Source organism: Granulosicoccus sp. 3-233 (assembly GCF_052681095.1).
Map to the genome: position 1 here is coordinate 779,623 of NZ_JBQYLE010000001.1, position 16,375 is coordinate 795,997.

11 protein-coding genes are annotated in these 16,375 nt (G+C 58.2%); 3 read left to right on the forward strand and 8 right to left on the reverse strand.

Going from position 1 to position 16,375, the window contains the following annotated elements; genetic code table 11:
* Window positions 1-20 precede the first annotated feature (20 nt).
* The 7 genes from ACUNV4_RS03385 to ACUNV4_RS03415 all read right to left on the reverse strand — a co-directional run bounded on the left by ACUNV4_RS03385 (window position 21) and on the right by ACUNV4_RS03415 (window position 6,474).
* Window positions 21-1,574 (reverse strand): alanine/glycine:cation symporter family protein, encoded by a 1,554-nt coding sequence (locus ACUNV4_RS03385; protein WP_430877085.1) that lies wholly within the window; start codon window positions 1,572-1,574, stop codon window positions 21-23.
* Window positions 1,575-1,585: 11 nt separating this feature from the next.
* Window positions 1,586-2,023, reverse strand: a complete 438-nt coding sequence (locus ACUNV4_RS03390; RefSeq protein ID WP_430877086.1) for a universal stress protein — start codon at window positions 2,021-2,023, stop codon at window positions 1,586-1,588.
* 130 nt (window positions 2,024-2,153) lie between these two features.
* Window positions 2,154-2,927 carry an enoyl-CoA hydratase-related protein gene (locus ACUNV4_RS03395; RefSeq protein ID WP_430877087.1) on the reverse strand — a complete coding sequence of 258 codons (774 nt, stop codon included), beginning with the start codon at window positions 2,925-2,927 and terminating at the stop codon, window positions 2,154-2,156.
* A 69-nt stretch (window positions 2,928-2,996) separates the two neighbouring features.
* Window positions 2,997-3,611, reverse strand: coding sequence for a 2-hydroxychromene-2-carboxylate isomerase (locus tag ACUNV4_RS03400; RefSeq protein ID WP_430877088.1), 615 nt, complete (start codon window positions 3,609-3,611; stop codon window positions 2,997-2,999).
* 41 nt (window positions 3,612-3,652) lie between these two features.
* Entirely contained in the window at window positions 3,653-4,789 is a 1,137-nt protein-coding gene (locus tag ACUNV4_RS03405; RefSeq protein ID WP_430877089.1) for an acyl-CoA dehydrogenase family protein, read from the reverse strand.
* Window positions 4,786-5,982, reverse strand: coding sequence for an acetyl-CoA C-acyltransferase (locus ACUNV4_RS03410; RefSeq protein ID WP_430877090.1), 1,197 nt, complete (start codon window positions 5,980-5,982; stop codon window positions 4,786-4,788). Before ACUNV4_RS03410 ends, ACUNV4_RS03405 begins: the two co-directional genes overlap by 4 nt.
* 96 nt (window positions 5,983-6,078) lie before the next feature.
* A complete protein-coding gene (locus tag ACUNV4_RS03415; protein WP_430877091.1) occupies window positions 6,079-6,474 on the reverse strand; it encodes a MerR family transcriptional regulator in 396 nt (131 codons plus the stop codon).
* 75 nt (window positions 6,475-6,549) lie between these two features.
* On the opposite strand from ACUNV4_RS03415, the gene ACUNV4_RS03420 reads away from it, so the two are divergent.
* The 3 genes from ACUNV4_RS03420 (at window position 6,550) to ACUNV4_RS03430 (ending at window position 14,798) form a co-directional block, all read left to right on the forward strand.
* Window positions 6,550-9,954 carry a methylmalonyl-CoA mutase family protein gene (locus ACUNV4_RS03420; RefSeq protein WP_430877092.1) on the forward strand — a complete coding sequence of 1,135 codons (3,405 nt, stop codon included), beginning with the start codon at window positions 6,550-6,552 and terminating at the stop codon, window positions 9,952-9,954.
* 175 nt (window positions 9,955-10,129) lie between these two features.
* On the forward strand, window positions 10,130-12,565 hold the full coding sequence (locus ACUNV4_RS03425; RefSeq protein ID WP_430877093.1) for an EAL domain-containing protein: 2,436 nt from the start codon (window positions 10,130-10,132) through the stop codon (window positions 12,563-12,565).
* Window positions 12,566-13,097: 532 nt separating this feature from the next.
* Complete coding sequence (locus ACUNV4_RS03430) at window positions 13,098-14,798, forward strand: glycoside hydrolase family 16 protein (protein WP_430877094.1); 1,701 nt, start codon at window positions 13,098-13,100, stop codon at window positions 14,796-14,798.
* Between the two features lie 245 nt (window positions 14,799-15,043).
* Here the strand turns inward: ACUNV4_RS03430 and ACUNV4_RS03435 are convergent, their stop codons facing one another.
* Window positions 15,044-15,991 (reverse strand): SDR family oxidoreductase, encoded by a 948-nt coding sequence (locus ACUNV4_RS03435; protein ID WP_430877095.1) that lies wholly within the window; start codon window positions 15,989-15,991, stop codon window positions 15,044-15,046.
* Window positions 15,992-16,375: the final 384 nt, after the last annotated feature.

The window sequence follows — 16,375 nt, forward strand, 5'->3', positions numbered from 1 at the left end:
CTGCATCAACTCAGATCAGCTCAGTGCTTGAACTTGCGGATTTCACCGCTCTTCAGGCGAGCGCTGTACGAGTTGAGCTCCTTGCGCACGACCTTCATCATGAAGTACAGGGCGGTGATGTTGACCACGGCCATGGCAAAGATCGCTGCATCCGAGAAGTCGATGACGGGGCCCAGACTGGCGGCGGCGCCGATGACGATGAAGACGCAGAAGATGAGCTTGAAGGTCAGTTCGGCTGTCTTGCCCTCACCGAACAGATAGGTCCAGGCCTTCAGGCCATAGTACGACCAGGAGATCATCGTGGAGAAGGCAAACAGCACCACGGCCAGGGCCAGTACATACGGGAACCAGCTGATGGAAGAGCCAAAGGCGGCCGATGTCAGAGCGACGCCGGAAGTGTCACCGACGGTGGCAATGGCACTGCCTGCTTCGTTCAGCACGTAGTTGCCTGAGGCAGGATCGACGATCAGCTGACCCGAGATGGTAATGACCAGAGCCGTCATGGTGCAGATGACCACGGTATCGATCAGTGGTTCGAGCAGGGAGACGAATCCTTCGGTAATCGGTTCCTTGGTCTTGACCGCGGAGTGCGCAATGGCCGCGGAGCCGACACCGGCTTCGTTGGAGAATGCCGCACGCTTGAAGCCCTGAATCAGGGCACCGACGAAACCGCCCGCCACACCCAGGCCGGTAAACGCGCCTGCGAAGATCTGACCGAATGCCCAGCCGATCTTGTCATAGTTGACGATCAGGATGACGATGGCAGCACCGACGTAAAGCAATCCCATGAAAGGCACGACCTTTTCGGTCACGTTGGCGATGGACTTGATACCGCCGACAATGACCGAGAACACGATGAGCGCGAAGATGACACCCGTGATCCATCCGGGGTATTCGCCCACGATACCGGAGATCTGGGCATGCGCCTGATTGGCCTGGAACATGTTGCCGCCACCCAGAGCGCCGAGGATGCAGAAGATGGAAAACAGGACGGCCAGGAACTTGCCGCCTGGTAGCCCGAGTTCCTTGAAGCCCTTGGACATGTAGTACATCGGGCCACCAGATACCGAACCATCGGCATACTCGTTTCTGTATTTCACACCCAGAGTACATTCGGTGAACTTCGAAGCCATGCCCATGAGGCCGGCCAGAATCATCCAGAAGGTAGCGCCCGGACCACCGATACCGACAGCCACGGCCACACCGGCGATGTTGCCCAGACCGACCGTTCCGGACAGAGCTGTAGCCAGAGCCTGGAAGTGACTGACCTCACCGGCATCGTTGGGGTCAGAGTAGTCACCCTTCACCAGTGAGATGGCATGCCCGAAGAAGCGCAATTGCACGAAAGCGAAGTAGAAGGTGAAGATGGTCGCGGCGACCACCAGCCACAGTACGATCCAGGGAAAGGAGGTTCCTGGCAGTGGTGCGAAGATCAGGCTGACAAACGGGCCTGTGAAGTTGGCAAACACTTCGTTGACTTTCTGGTCCAGCGTCATGGTTTCCTGAGCCATGGCGCTGCCGGCGAAAGGCAACAATGCAACAAGGGAGAATAGAATGCGTGAAATCGATGTCATGTGATCTTCCCTTATCCGACAACCGTGACGGGCACACTACTGCTCATCACGAGGTTGGCTGTTGATGAACCGAACAGACGTTTGGTGAAACCGCCTTCGCTCGAGCGGCTCACGATGATCTGCTGGGCATTTTCTTCCAGTGAGACGGCATTGAGAATACTGGCCACATCGCCGTGACGTACCATGCCACGGGTCTTGATACCGGCAGCCTCCAGTCTCTGTATGGCCGGGGCCACGACACGCTCGGTAGCTGTGCTGATTTCCTCTTCACGCCGCTTGTGCCGTTGCGCGTTTTCCTCCGCCGTCTGAAACGAGTAGGGCGACCACTCGATGACATACACGATGAGCAACTCGCAATCCCCGATGAGGTCTGCCATGCCCTTGCCGTAGGCCAGGGCTCGATCTCCGGAACCATGTCCGTCCAGACCGATAACCAGTTTTGTTGTCATGAAAATCTATCTCCTTGTTGAATGACCAGTATTCGCGAAACCGAACAGCAGATTAACCTTAAATTGCAATTCACATGGTCATTGTGGCCATTGAGTCTACAGATCGTTGACTGTTTGTCCAATATGAAATTCAGGTCCAGCTGGCGGGGCGTTTCTGCAGGAAGGCAGCCAGTCCTTCCTGTGCCTCTTCGCCGGTACGAATGCCGGCCAGCCGTTCGCTGAGTTCCTGTCGCAAGGTGTCGTCGATGGTCTTGCCGGTAACATCGGCGATCAGTTGCTTGGTCGCACCCTGGGCACCCGGTGCGCCGCTGAGCAGAGCCTCGATCTTTTCTTCCACCCGGCGATTCATGTTGTCCGTGGAGCACACGTCATGCACCAGTCGAAGCCGGTAGGCATCGACGGCGTCAATGCGCTCGCCGGTCAGAAAGTAGCGTCGCGCGACTCGCGGACCGATAGCCTGAATGGCATAGGGGCTGATGGTTGCCGGCAGGATGCCCAGGCGCACTTCCGAAAAGCCGAACTGGGCAGTTTCGTCGGCCACGACGATATCGCAGCAGCACACCAGTCCCGTTCCACCCCCCAGGGCCGCCCCGTGAACGCGTGCGATGGTGGGACGCGGAAAGCTGTTCAGAGTCTCCAGCATGTTGGACAGGGCACGCGCATCGTCGGCGTTCTGTTCATCACTGAGCTGGGCGGAGGCTTTCATCCAGTTGATGTCGGCACCGGCGCAGAAGTTCTTGCCGGCCCCGGCAATCACGAGGACGCGTGTATCGCTGTTCAGTTGCTGCAAAAGGGTCGTGAATTCATCGATGAACGCCCGATCTATTGCATTGTGCTGTTCGGGACGGTTCAGCGTGACTGTGGTTACACCGCGCTTGTCGGTCTCGCTTGTCAGATAGGCCATGTATGAGCTGCGTCGTTGATGTCAGGTGAGCGGAGAGAATGTCGTGCCGGAAGGTCGAGGTTGAAGCGCTTACCAGCCACCGGTCTTGATCCAGCGTTCCATCTGTTCCAGTCTGTCGTGTCCCCAGAAGGGTTCCCCATCAACGATCATCATGGGCGAACCGAACACACCCAGTTCGATGGCCTGCTCCACTTCATGGCGCAGAGCATCCTTGATTGCCGGGGAGGACAGGGCTTGCATCATGGCTTGCGAGTCCAGATCCAGGGTCTGGGCAATACTGGCGATCACGTCGTTGTCGGTGATGTCCAGGCCCTGGGTGAAATAGGCGCGATACAGGGCGTGGATCATGCGTCCGGTGAGCGCCTGCAGACGCTGATCGTCATGTTCGCGCAGCCACAGCACGGCGCGGCTGGCAGCCACGGAGGCGATCGGAAATGTCTGCGGATGCTGATAGGCAACCTGATGCTCACGGGCCGAGCGGGCAAAGTCGTGAACCGAGTAATCGCCCTTGAGCGGCGCCTCGGTCAGGGGAGCCTGGCCGGTCACGCGAAACACGGCACCCAGTAGAATGGGATGCCAGACCAGGCGGTGCTGGCATCGTTCGGCGATGGCTTCGATCCGTTCGCTGGCCAGATAGCCATACGGTGAGGAAAAATCAAAATAGAAATCGATAGTACTGCTCATGTGGCTCCGGCAAGTGCGTTTCGGCAGGCATCCGCCTCGGTTCAGCTCTGTCCAGCCAGTGCTCGGCTGATCACCAGACGCTGAATCTCGGATGTTCCCTCGTACAGCTGACAGACTCGCACATCCCGGGCTATGCGTTCAACTGCGTAGTCGCGCAAATAGCCATATCCGCCGTGTATCTGTATGGCCTCCGAACAGACCTTCTCGGCCATCTCGCTGGCGAACAGTTTGGCCATCGAGGCTTCCACCAGACAGGGTTCACCGGCATCGCGCAAATCGGCAGCACGCAGGACAAGCAACCGGGCCGCATCGATCTGGGTCGCCATGTCGGCCAGCTTGAAGGCGATGCTCTGGTGCTCGATGATCGGCTTGCCGAAACTGCGGCGTTCCCGGGCAAATGCCAACGCGTGTTCGTAGGCACTTCGGGCCATGCCCACCGACTGGGCCGCAATGCCGATGCGCCCGCCTTCCAGATTGGCCAAGGCAATCCGGTAGCCATCTCCCTCGTCGCCCAGCCGGTCGGCGAGGGGGACAAGACAGTCGTCGAACTGGATCTGGCAGGTATCCGAGGCGCGTTGGCCAAGCTTGTCCTCCACGCGGTTCACTATATAGCCGGGGTTGTCGGTTCGCACGATGAAGCTGCTGATACCCTGCTTGCCCTCTCCGGTGCGAGCGAAGACGATGGCGATATCCGCGTGTTTGCCCGAGGTGATGAACTGCTTGGTGCCATTGAGTCGGTAACCATCACCGTCGCGCACAGCGGTGCAGCGCAGGGCCGCGGCATCCGACCCGGCGTCCGGTTCGGTCAGGCAGAAGGCTGCCAGCAGGCGTCCCTCGGCCATGGCCGGCAGGTACTGCGTCTTCTGTTCATCCGTGCCGAAACGGAGAATGGGCATGCAGCCCACCGAGTTATGTACACTCATGACGGTGGAGCAGGCGCCTTCACCGGCGGCGATTTCCTCCAGTGCCAGGGCGTAGGCCACGTTATCGGCCGCCGCACCGCCGAATGCTTCGGGCACCAGCATGCCCAGAAACCCCAACTGTCCCATTTCCCGGATGGCGTCGGCAGGAAATCGTGATTCGCGATCATTGTTCGCAGCCTCGGGAGCCAGCACCGTGCGTGCGAAATCGCGCGCGGTGTCACGAATCAGCTGCTGCTCTTCGCTGAGCCTCATCATGACAGTCGCTCGATGGCGACGGCTGTGGCCTCGCCCCCGCCGATACACAGTGAAGCCATGCCGATGGATTGCGAATGGTGTTCCAGCGCATTCAGCAGAGTGACGATGATGCGTGCACCCGAAGCGCCAATGGGATGTCCCAGTGCGCAGGCACCACCATGGATGTTGACCTTCTCGTGCGGCAGCGACATTTCCTGCATGGCCGCCATGGTGACAACCGCAAAGGCTTCATTGATCTCGTACAGATCGATGTCCTTGCTCTGCATGCCCAATCTGTCCAGCAGCTTCTCCATGGCATACACCGGTGCCGTGGTGAACCAGGCCGGCGCCTGGGCATGAGTGGCATGCCCCAGGATACGGGCTCTCGGGGTCAGACCACGGCGCTCGGCTTCGGACTCTCGCATCAATACAAGGGCCGCAGCACCATCGGAGATCGAACTCGAATTGGCAGCGGTGACCGTGCCGTCCTTGCTGAACGCAGGGCGCAGGGACGGGATGCGGTCCAGGTTGGCTTTCGGCGGCTGCTCGTCCTCGCTGATGAGCTGTTCACCCTTGCGGGTGTCAAGGATGACCGGTTCGATCTCCTTGCCGAAGGCACCCGACTGCATGGCTTGCTGCGCGCGCTTGAGTGAGGTGATGGCGAACTCATCCTGTGCCTCCCGGGTGAACTGATAGTGGGTGGCCGTGGCTTCGGCGAAGCAGCCCATCAGCTTGCCCGGTTCGTAGGCATCTTCCAGACCGTCGAGAAACATGTGGTCCTTGACCTCGCCATGGCCCATGCGAAATCCGCTGCGCGCCTTTGGCAGAATGTAGGGAGCATTGCTCATGCTCTCGAGACCACCGGCCACCATGACGCTATTGTTGCCCGCCAGCAGTAGATCATGGGCGAACATCAGCGCCTTCATGCCGGAGCCGCACATCTTGTTGATGGTGGTGCAGCCGGCCGCTTGCGGAATGCCGGCTCCCAGTGACGCCTGGCGTGCCGGTGCCTGACCGAGGCCGGCAGGCAGGACACAGCCCATGATGACTTCATCCACATCCTCGCCGTTGATCCCGGCTCGCTGCAGGGCCGCACGAATGGCGACCGCGCCCAGTTGTGGAGAAGTGGCGGGAGACAGGGTGCCTTGAAAGCCCCCCATGGGAGTACGGGCCGCGTCAACGATGACGATCGGGTCGGAAGAGTGTGTGTTCATGGCGAAAATCACCTGAGTGGTGTGGGTGGCAAGTGTCGGAAAACGGGTGAGGCTGTGCGCTCGTGACATCCGCACATGGCCTGTCCGTCCCCGCACTCATGTCTGTTGCAACTGCAGCTGGCAACGTTCTTCGATCTCCTCGAGCTCCCGCAGCGCCAGGTCGATATCCTCGCGCTGCTGTTGCAGGACTGAACGGCTGTGCGAGAGTTTTCGCAACATCACTTCCAGCTGCCTGCGCTCACCGTCCGGGGTGTCGTACAGCTCGATCATCTCGCGTATGTCGTCCAATGGCCAGCCCAGGCGTTTGCCACGCAGAACCAGTTTCAGGCGCGTTCTGTCTGCTCGTGAGTAGACGCGCTGCTGACCACGGCGGGCGGGACGCAACAGGCCCTTGTCTTCGTAGAAGCGAATGGTGCGTGTCGTGATATCCATTTCCTGAGCCAGCTCGGCAATGGAGAACACGGGGTCGAGATCACTGGGAGAAGTATTCATGCGGGAAGAGTAGGTTAACGTTGACGTTAACGTCAAGAGGCGGCATGCTGATGGCCAGTCTGAAGGAGTCTCGACATGTCCGACGCCGCACTTTCCGTTGTCCCTGATGCCAGGGCAATCCCATTGCGATTCATCACGGCAGCCAGTCTGTTCGATGGGCACGATGCCTCCATCAATATCATGCGACGCATGCTGCAGGCATCAGGCGTTGAGGTGGTGCATCTGGGACACAACCGCTCGGTGTCCGAGATCGTGACTGCGGCCATTCAGGAGGATGCGCAGGGCATCGCCATCAGCTCCTACCAGGGCGGTCACGTCGAATATTTCAAGTACATGATCGACTGCCTGCGTGAGCAGGGCGCACAGCATATCGCTGTCTTCGGCGGCGGTGGCGGGGTCATCGTTCCGGAGGAAATCAGCGAACTGCATGAGTACGGTGTTGCCCATATCTATTCCCCCCGGGATGGGCAGAGCATGGGGTTGCAGGGAATGATCGAGCACATGATCGACACCACTCGACGCCTGTCCGCGGCCCGGCTGCCGCCGGCAGATAGCGCGCTCGATGCGGTGCTTGAGCCACAGTCGCAGACGTTCGGACAGGCGACGCACGGGCCCCTGGCGCGGTTGCTCAGTGCGCTCGAGAACGAGGAACTGACGCCTGCTCAGCAACAGTCGTTACGCACGGCTGCCGCCGGTCTGTCGCGAACTGCGCCCGTACTGGGCATTACCGGCACCGGTGGATCGGGCAAGTCATCTCTGACCGACGAGCTGGTGCGACGCCTGCGGCTGGATCAGCGGGATGCGCTGTCCATTGCCGTGCTGGCCATCGACCCCACGCGACGCAAGACCGGTGGCGCGCTGCTCGGTGACCGTATCCGCATGAATGCCATCGAGCACGAACGACTGTACATGCGCTCGCTGGCGACGCGCACTGCAGCCGCAGAAGTCCCTGCGGCACTGGATGACATGGTGGCGGCCTGCCGCCTGGCCGGAGTCGATCTGATCATCGTGGAAACGCCCGGAATCGGCCAGGGGGATGCCGGTATCGTTGATATCAGTGATGTCTCCCTGTATGTCATGACGCCGGAGTTCGGCGCTGCCAGCCAGCTGGAAAAGATCGACATGCTCGATTTTGCCGATATCGTGGCCATCAACAAGCTGGAGCGAAAGGGCGGTGACGACGCGCTGCGTGATGTCAGAAAGCAGGTACAGCGCAACCGTGCGGCCTTCGCTCAGACACCGGACGAGATGCCGGTGTTCGGCACCATCGCCGCACGCTTCAACGACGATGGCGTCACTGCCCTGTATCAGGCGCTGGCAGAAAAGCTGCGTGAGCATGGACTGAGCCTGTCCGACGGGGCTCTGCCACGTGTGTCCGTGCGTGCCAGTACCCGACAGTCAGCCATCATTCCCTCCTCGGCGCAACGCTACCTGTCCGACATCGCCATCTGTCTGCGTGACTACCATACTCAGACCAGCGCACAGGCCGAACTGGTGCGGGAAATCCAGCAACTGTCGGCGGCAGCAGCCATGTTGCATGCTGCCTCGGGATCGGGCGAGGGAGCAATCGTACGCCCGGCGCAGGAGGAGGCGGCGCCGGCAGAGCGTCGGCGCGCAGTCGATGATGCATCGAGCCACAACGCTGCGATGCAACATGTCGACGAAGCCGTTCCGGCTTCGCTGCGGGCATTGATCGATCAGCGCCAGGCGCAATTGGACGCCGATACGCGACAGTTGCTGCGAGACTGGCCCGCCACCCTGGAGGCCTACTCTGCCGATGAACTGGTCTCGCAGGTACGGGGTCGCGAAGTTCGCACCGGTACCCATGTCACCAGCCTGTCGGGTACACGCGTGTCACGGGTGGCCTTGCCGCGCTATTCCGATCACGGGGATCTGCTGGCATGGTTGCGGCGCGACAATCTGCCGGGACATTTTCCGTTCACGGCCGGCGTCTTTCCGTTCAAGCGCAGCGGCGAGGATCCAACCCGCATGTTTGCCGGTGAGGGCGGGCCTCGGCGTACCAATCGCCGCTTCAAGGCACTGTCGGAGCATGCTCCGGCAAAGCGCCTGTCCACCGCCTTCGATTCCGTCACGCTCTACGGTCATGATCCGGCTCGACGTCCCGATATCTACGGGAAGGTGGGAAATGCCGGTGTGTCTGTTGCCACCGTCGACGACATGCAGGATCTGTACGACGGGTTCGATCTGTGCGATCCGGCAACCTCTGTCTCCATGACCATCAACGGTCCGGCACCGACCATTCTGGCGTTCTATTTCGTGACGGCCTTGCGCCAGCAGCTGGCGCGTTTCGAAGCGGAACAGGGCCGTGCGGCGAATGACAGCGAACGGCAGAGCATTCGGCGCTCGACCTTTCAACAGGTTCGCGGCACGGTACAGGCCGATATTCTCAAGGAGGACCAGGGGCAGAATACCTGCATCTTCTCGACAGAGTTCAGTCTGAAGATGATGGCTGATATACAAGCCTGGTTTATCGAGAATGAGGTGCGCAATTTCTACTCGGTGTCCATCTCCGGTTATCACATTGCCGAAGCCGGTGCCAATCCGATCACGCAGCTTGCACTGACCCTGTCCAATGGCTTCACCTATGTCGAGAGCTATCTGGCAAGAGGCATGGCCATCGACGATTTTGCACCCAATCTGTCCTTCTTTTTCAGCAATGGCATGGATCCCGAATACACGGTCATGGGGCGGGTGGCCAGGCGCATCTGGGCGGTGGCCATGCGCGAGCGTTACGGTGCGAATGAGCGCAGTCAGAAGCTGAAATATCATATCCAGACATCCGGCCGATCACTGCATGCTCAGGAGATGGCGTTCAACGATATCCGCACCACGCTGCAGGCGCTGATCGCGATCTACGACAATTGCAATTCCCTGCATACCAATGCCTACGACGAAGCCATTACCACACCAACCGATGCATCGGTACGCCGGGCCATGGCCATACAGCTGGTGATCAACCGTGAGTGGGGACTGGCTTGCAATGAAAATCCCAACCAGGGTAGCTTCATCATCGATGAGCTGACCGATCTGGTGGAGCAGGCCGTGTTGCAGGAATTCGATCGCCTGTCCGATCGTGGTGGTGTACTGGGCGCCATGGAAACCGGCTATCAGCGGGGCAGGATTCAGGAAGAATCCATGCTGTACGAACATCGAAAACACGATGGTTCCCTACCCATCGTGGGGGTCAATACCTTTCTCAACCCGCAGGAAGAGCCACCACAGACTGTCGAGCTGGCGCGCTCATCCGATGCGGAAAAGGAGGATCAGATAGCACGGCTTGAAGCCTTTCATGCGGCGCATCGTGAGAGATCGCCTGTTGCCCTGCAGCGGGTTCGGAATAGTGCAATGGCGGGTGAAAACGTGTTCTCTGCGCTGATGGATGCGGTAGAGGTCTGCTCACTCGGACAACTGACAGAGGTGCTTTTTGAAGTCGGGGGACAGTACAGGCGTAACTTGTAGTCGTCATCAGTGTGGCGAAAAACCAACAAAAAACTCTGATCTGATCCGCAATTGCCAATGGACAATTAAACTATAATCAATTCACTTCCGGCAGGACCAGAGAAGTTGAATTGAACCCCGTGAATTCCAGTTGGCCAGGTGTTGAACGATCGTGCAGATGCTGAGTCGGGGCGGCGTGCCTGGACAATCTGCTGATCGTGTCGCACTCAAGGATGGACGACTGGTGTATCGCGCCTGTTCGATGGCCTTTGCGCGCAGTGTGGGTCGGCAGTCGCCCGATGAAGTCATCGGCAAGACCGATTTCGACCTGTTCGAAGGCGAGGTGGCGCGCGAACAGATGGCGCTCGACAGTCAGATCATGTTTTCGGCAGAGGCGGGCATCAGCACCATCAGCCTGACTGGCGACAGGGGGGCGGTACGCATGATGATCGTTCGCACGCCACTGATTGCAGCAGACAACAAGGTGGCTGGTATCGACATTCGTCTGCTCGGTGGCCCGCCCGCACAGCAGACTCTCGATTATCAGGCTCTGGTCAATGGTGGCATTCAGGGCAGTCTCATTCTCGATGGCGATGGTGTTCTCTACGCCAATGACATTGCTGCCAATGTGTTCGGTTATCCCAGTGCGCAGGCCTTGATGGACAATGCCAGTGCCGCCGATATCTTCGAAGACCGGGAGCTGGGACTGATCTCCAGTGCCGCTGGCAGCGGCAGCGAGATAGCCTCGACCGTCGACACCCAGCGCCTGAATCTGCAAGCCGCATCGCTGACCGGCAGCCAGGTGCGACTCATTGCCAAGGTCACTCGCATACACTGGGGGAGTGCAGACGCCATACTGCTGTCCTTCGTGGATGTGGCCATTATCGGCCAGTCAGAGCCAGTCACTGACGGCGGCACGGTGTTGCCTGCCGAAGTCATCAACCATCAGCTGGCTGACCTGAAGCGCATTCGGGCCAATGAACAGCGTTACCGTCACTATGCCAGTGCCGCTGCCGATTTCTTCTGGGAGCTTGATGCCAAGCTGACCTTCCGGGTTGCCTCGGATGGTCTGGTGCGAGTACTGGGAATCCCACGCGAGCACATCGTGGGTAGAACGCTGGATCAGTTGCTGGACCACCCGGCCAACATCAATGAGGAGTCCCACTGGACCGAGCATCTGGCCTTGCTGCGCGATTGTCAGCCGTTCCGGGATTTCGAGTTTCGCTGGTCGGTCAACGGTGATTCGCGCATGGTGCGCTACAGCGGTATCCCGGTTTTCAACATGGCCAGGGAATTTGTCGGATACCGTGGAGTGGGCTGCGATGTCACGGCCACGGTCAGGCAGGCGGAAACCATGGCCTACCATGCCAATCATGACGCCTTGACCGGCCTGATCAATCGCCGCAGTTTCGAGCAGACCGTCAAGGAGGCCCTGTGTACATCAAGACAGAGCCGTAAATCGCATGCGCTGTGCTTTCTCGATCTCGATTCGTTCAAGATCGTCAACGACACCTGTGGTCACCAGGCAGGAGATGAACTGTTGCGCCAGCTGACGCAGCTGTTCGATTCTCTGGTGCGCAAGAGCGATGTGCTGGCCCGTCTTGGGGGGGATGAATTCGGCATCCTGCTGTACAAATGTGATGTTCCGGAGGCCCTGAAGCTGGCCAATCAGATTCGTCACGAGGTGGAGAATTTCCAGTTCCTCTGGCATGAAAACCGGTTCACCATCGGAGTCAGTGTCGGTCTGGTGATCGTGGATGATCGTTGGGACAGCATCGAGTCACTGTTTGCCGCTGCCGACTCTGCCTGCTATCTCGCCAAGAACGAAGGTCGCAATCGGGTGGTGGTCTACCGTGATGGCGAAGGCAATGCCAGTAATCGCAAGGTCTCCACGCATTGGGTCGAGGAAATCAATTCCGCCCTGGAAACCGACCGGCTGCGCCTGGCCAGCCAGAAGATCATGGCACTGGACGACAGGCAGGCACGTGGTCTGCGCCTGGAAATGCTGCTGCGTCTGGAGATGCCGGATGGCGAACTGGTGGTGCCCAGAGCGTTTCTGCCTGCCGCAGAACGTTACGGTCTGATATCAACCCTGGACGAGCGGGCGATCAAGCTGACACTGAACTGGCTCTCTGCCAATCCGGGAATGCTGGAAGATATTCGGCATGTGGCCATCAACCTGTCCGCGGGCTCCATCACGGACCCGGAATTCGCTTCCCGACTGATCGGATTCATTGAAAACAGCAACGTGCCGGCCAGCAAGCTGTGTTTCGAGATCAGCGAGACTGCCGCCATCGCCAATCTGTCCAAGGTGGGAGCCTTCATGAGCGAACTGGCCATGATCGGCTGCCGATTCGGCATTGATGACTTTGGTTCCGGCCTGTCCTCGTTCGCCTATCTGCGAAAACTACCGGTCGAGTTTCTGAAGATCGATGGTCTGCTTATCAAGGATATATTGCAGGACCACACCGATTTCACCCTGGTCAAGGCCATCAGTGATATCAGCAGGTCAATGGGCAAGCGTACGGTGGCCGAGTTCATCGAGTCCCCGCAGTTGCTTCGGGCAGCGAAGAACATTGGCATCGACTTCGGGCAAGGATTTCATCTTGGTAAGCCTGAGCTGATCAGCTGAGGTGTTAAGCGAGAAATTCGAAGCGTGATGTCGCTCGAAATTCAGGCATCATAATTCCTGCAAATGTTCTGAAAGCCCATTCTGGCGCCATCTTAGCTAAGGCGTTATCGTTGCCAAGCAGTCACTAATAACACTTGTGCAGTAATTGCAAAGGTTATGGCACGGCCATTTCGGCACTTGTTCACTCGTTAATCATGTCCAAATCCTCACGAATAACAAGGCAGGATTGGCCGGATTCGTGGGTCTTTTCCTTTAGACTTTCCATCAGTTGAGATTGTTTACGTTTGCCTCTGCATGGCGTCCTGAAATCTTCAGGGCGGTTCTGCAGGCGGCTGATTTCATGTGCCGTATTTCATTTACCGCGAGAGGAACGATTCGTGGGGGATGTTTACGGCCTATCCAAATGTTTAGTGACGATTGTGGCGGTGCACCAGGGTAGGGCCAGTGCTGCTCACGAAAATCACTTCGATACTTTAGACGATTAACGATGACTAGTAAGAAGATTGTAATTAGGTCATGCCTGTTACTAGCCTTGTCCGGTTTCCTTGCCACTCCAAGCTATGCCATCGAGGTTCCCAAAGACCCTCGGGGCACAGAAATTGCCCAATCCGTAGTCAAGTGGGAGTGGGCCAGTGTTCCCGGCGCCGTGACTTACGAAGTCTCCATTGACGGCAGTTACAAGGGCATCACCCGCGATCCTCAATACTACAGTCGTGATCTGTGGCCGGGTGATCACTCCATGCGAGTGCGAGCGATTGACGCCAACGGCAATTATTCCTCCAGCACGGCAACGGTCAAGATCGTCGTCAACTCCCGATTCAACCCTTCATCACTGGCTCGCAGTGTCGTGGTTGGCGGAAGTTCCTCATCCAGCACTTCATCCTCTAACTCTGCAACCGTCAGCACGACACCGGTCGCAGCCAGTGCCAGCAGCAGTTTCCAGGCGCCACAGAGTCCTCGCGGCAGCGAAACCGGAAATGGTGGGGTCAAATGGGAATGGAATGCCGTATCAGGTGCCTCTCGATACGAAGTCACTGTCGACGGTGCTGTCGCAGGTGAAACCAGCAATCTGCAATACAGCAGCAGCAACCTCTGGGTTGGTGAACATTCGATGACGGTCAAGGCCATTGACGCCAGCGGTAACAAATCAGTACAGTCAGACACTGTCAAGATCAATGTTACCGGTGCTGCCAGTAGCTCCACCTCTACAGCGCAAAACGATGCTGTCAGCAGCGCGGGCCTGGCACCGGCACCCGTACAAGGTGACCAGAACGCCGCCAGCGTCCAGAGCCTGATCGATCCCGCCTCCTACAACTATCCCGAAGTCACCCAGAAGGACGGCTACGAACTGGTCTTCAGTGACGAATTCAATGGCACCGCACTGAACCCCTATCGATGGCACTCGCAGCTGCGCTGGGACGGTGAATTCAACGGCGAACGATACGAGTACCGTGTCATCAATGGTGAAGATCAGTTCTACGTGAACGTTCTGAGTCCGGACAGCGAACATCAGAACGATATCGTTCCGGTCTACAACCCCTTCCAGTTCGACGGCTCGACGTTGTCCATCCGGGCTGCCAAGAACCCGTTGAAGAACCACAGCAACAAGAAGACCTACGGTTCACTGGATGAGATCTCCACACAGCAGACATTTCTGTCAGGCGCTCTGTCCACACACGAGAAGTTCAGCCAGAAATATGGCTACTTCGAAGCTCGCATCAAGATTCCAAGTCACGTCGGTACGTTCCCTGCCTTCTGGTTGTTCCATGAGAATCGCGCCTGGGAAGGTACTCAGCGGACTGAAATCGACATCATGGAGAACCTGGGTCACGCTCCCTGGTACATCTACAACTCTTTCCACTACTTCAAGAACGTGACAGCCACGTATAGCGGCGATGCCAACTTCATCAAGCCGCAGCCCAGTGGTCAGGTTTACACCGGTATCGACTACAGCCAGGACTACCATGTCTATGCAGTAGAGTGGACTCAGGGCAAGGTAGTCTGGTACATCGATGGTGAGAAGATGAGCGAGATGTACAACAGCGAAGCGGATTTCGAAGAGCTTTACCTGATGCTGAACCTTGCAATGGGTGGCAACTGGACCAACTTCCCGACCAATTCAGGTGGTCTGGGTCGAGCATCCAACGAGCGCTACCCCAACGCCAACGATCTGAACGAGTTTGCCAATCCTGCTCTGGAGATCGATTACGTACGGGTCTACAAGCGCAAGTAGCAGCAAGGGGCTCTCTGCAGCCTGTTCTGAACCAGGCGGCAAGGGATATGCCGCTGAAAGAAAAAGGGCGCCCTTGTTCAGGCGCCCTTTTTTGTGGGCAGTGATTTCACCCTGAAGCGTTTTTTTCCTGCCCCGTGAACCACCGATCCTGAAGGGCTGTTACTGCCGACTGTAAAGAGGGCGACATGTCTAGAGACAGGATTGGCTGGTGTCAGACCTGTCTTTCGAGGTGTCGGGATGGCCGATCAGAGCGACCAGGAAAAGCCGGTATCCTTCTCCGAACGCTCCCACAGTCTGTTCATGACCGGCTTGTCGTAAGCGTAGGGTTCGAGCGTACCGCGACCCACCGGGCCAACCCATTCCATGCGTCCGGTGGGGCCGTAGAGGGCGCGCTGTTCGAGACCTTCTTCAGTGGCGCACATGACTTCCGGATAGGCTCCCTTTTCTGCCGATTGCACCAGAGGCGAGAGTGACATGAGCCCGAACATGATCCTGGTGCCGAGTCCGCCGCTGGTCTTGATCAGCGACGTCGCGGAAGAGCCAGGGTGACAGACAAGGATTTCGATGTGTCTGCCAGCCTCTTTCACCCGGTCCTGCAACTCGTAGGCGAACATCATCTGCGCCAGCTTGCTCTGGCTGTAGGCCGGGTTGGCGCTGTAGCCTACGTCCCAGTTCATGTCGTCGAAGCGAATCGTGCGCAGTCCCATCTTGTAACCGAGACTGGCCACAACGACGATCCGACCTCCTGATTCCTCGATTCGGTCGAAGAGCATGCCGCAGAGCACGAAGTGTCCATAGTGGTTCGTGCCGAGTTGACTCTCGAACCTGTCGGGAGTCAGCTTGCGGCCTGGAACCTGAGCGATGGCAGCATTGCAGATCAGTGCATCGATGCGTGGCACGGTTCTCGATATTTCCTCTGCCGTCGCGCGTACGGATGCGAGCTCCGCCAGATCCATGCGGATGAAACTCACTTCGGCTGTCGTACCGAATTCCTGCTGCAGATCGTTCACGGCAGCATGCGACTTCTCGGCGCTGCGATTCAGCATCACCACTCTGGCCTTCTTTGACAGGAGAATGCGTGCAGCCTGAAACCCTGCGCCCGCATTGGCGCCGGTAATGACGAAGGTTTTGCCCGCGAGCGAGTCGATACGGTCTGGAGTCCATCCCGCAGGGCCGAACAGTGCATCTTTCATCTTCTGATTCCTTGTGATCGTGAGGGCATCACCCGATAGTTGGCTGCCCGATTCTCCAGGGCTCGGCTTTCGAGCGATTCGTAGAGGCTTTTACCGCCAGTCTGATCAGGAATATAACTATCGTTCTTGTCTGGCAACAGGCGAATTCGTCGCGAATGATTGCCTGATTGTCTCAATGCGCATGCGCAGACTGATCTTCACCTCATCGCGCATGTGGTCGTTGCCGAGAACCCGGCAACGTGACGATGTGCCCGTGTGAGGTTATGAAAGGATGAAGGGATGAAGGGATGAAGGGATGAAGGGATGAAGGGATGAAGGGGTGAGGGTGTGAGGGTGTGAGGGTGTGAGGGTGTGAGGGTGTGAGGGTGTGAGGGTGTGAGGGTG

Coding starts and splice junctions, on each gene's coding strand:
- ACUNV4_RS03385 (WP_430877085.1), bottom strand. CDS start 1,574: ATGACATCGATTTCACGCATTCTATTCTCCCTTGTTGCATTGTTGCCT.
- ACUNV4_RS03390 (WP_430877086.1), bottom strand. CDS start 2,023: ATGACAACAAAACTGGTTATCGGTCTGGACGGACATGGTTCCGGAGAT.
- ACUNV4_RS03395 (WP_430877087.1), bottom strand. CDS start 2,927: ATGGCCTATCTGACAAGCGAGACCGACAAGCGCGGTGTAACCACAGTC.
- ACUNV4_RS03400 (WP_430877088.1), bottom strand. CDS start 3,611: ATGAGCAGTACTATCGATTTCTATTTTGATTTTTCCTCACCGTATGGC.
- ACUNV4_RS03405 (WP_430877089.1), bottom strand. CDS start 4,789: ATGATGAGGCTCAGCGAAGAGCAGCAGCTGATTCGTGACACCGCGCGC.
- ACUNV4_RS03410 (WP_430877090.1), bottom strand. CDS start 5,982: ATGAACACACACTCTTCCGACCCGATCGTCATCGTTGACGCGGCCCGT.
- ACUNV4_RS03415 (WP_430877091.1), bottom strand. CDS start 6,474: ATGAATACTTCTCCCAGTGATCTCGACCCCGTGTTCTCCATTGCCGAG.
- ACUNV4_RS03420 (WP_430877092.1), top strand. CDS start 6,550: ATGTCCGACGCCGCACTTTCCGTTGTCCCTGATGCCAGGGCAATCCCA.
- ACUNV4_RS03435 (WP_430877095.1), bottom strand. CDS start 15,991: ATGAAAGATGCACTGTTCGGCCCTGCGGGATGGACTCCAGACCGTATC.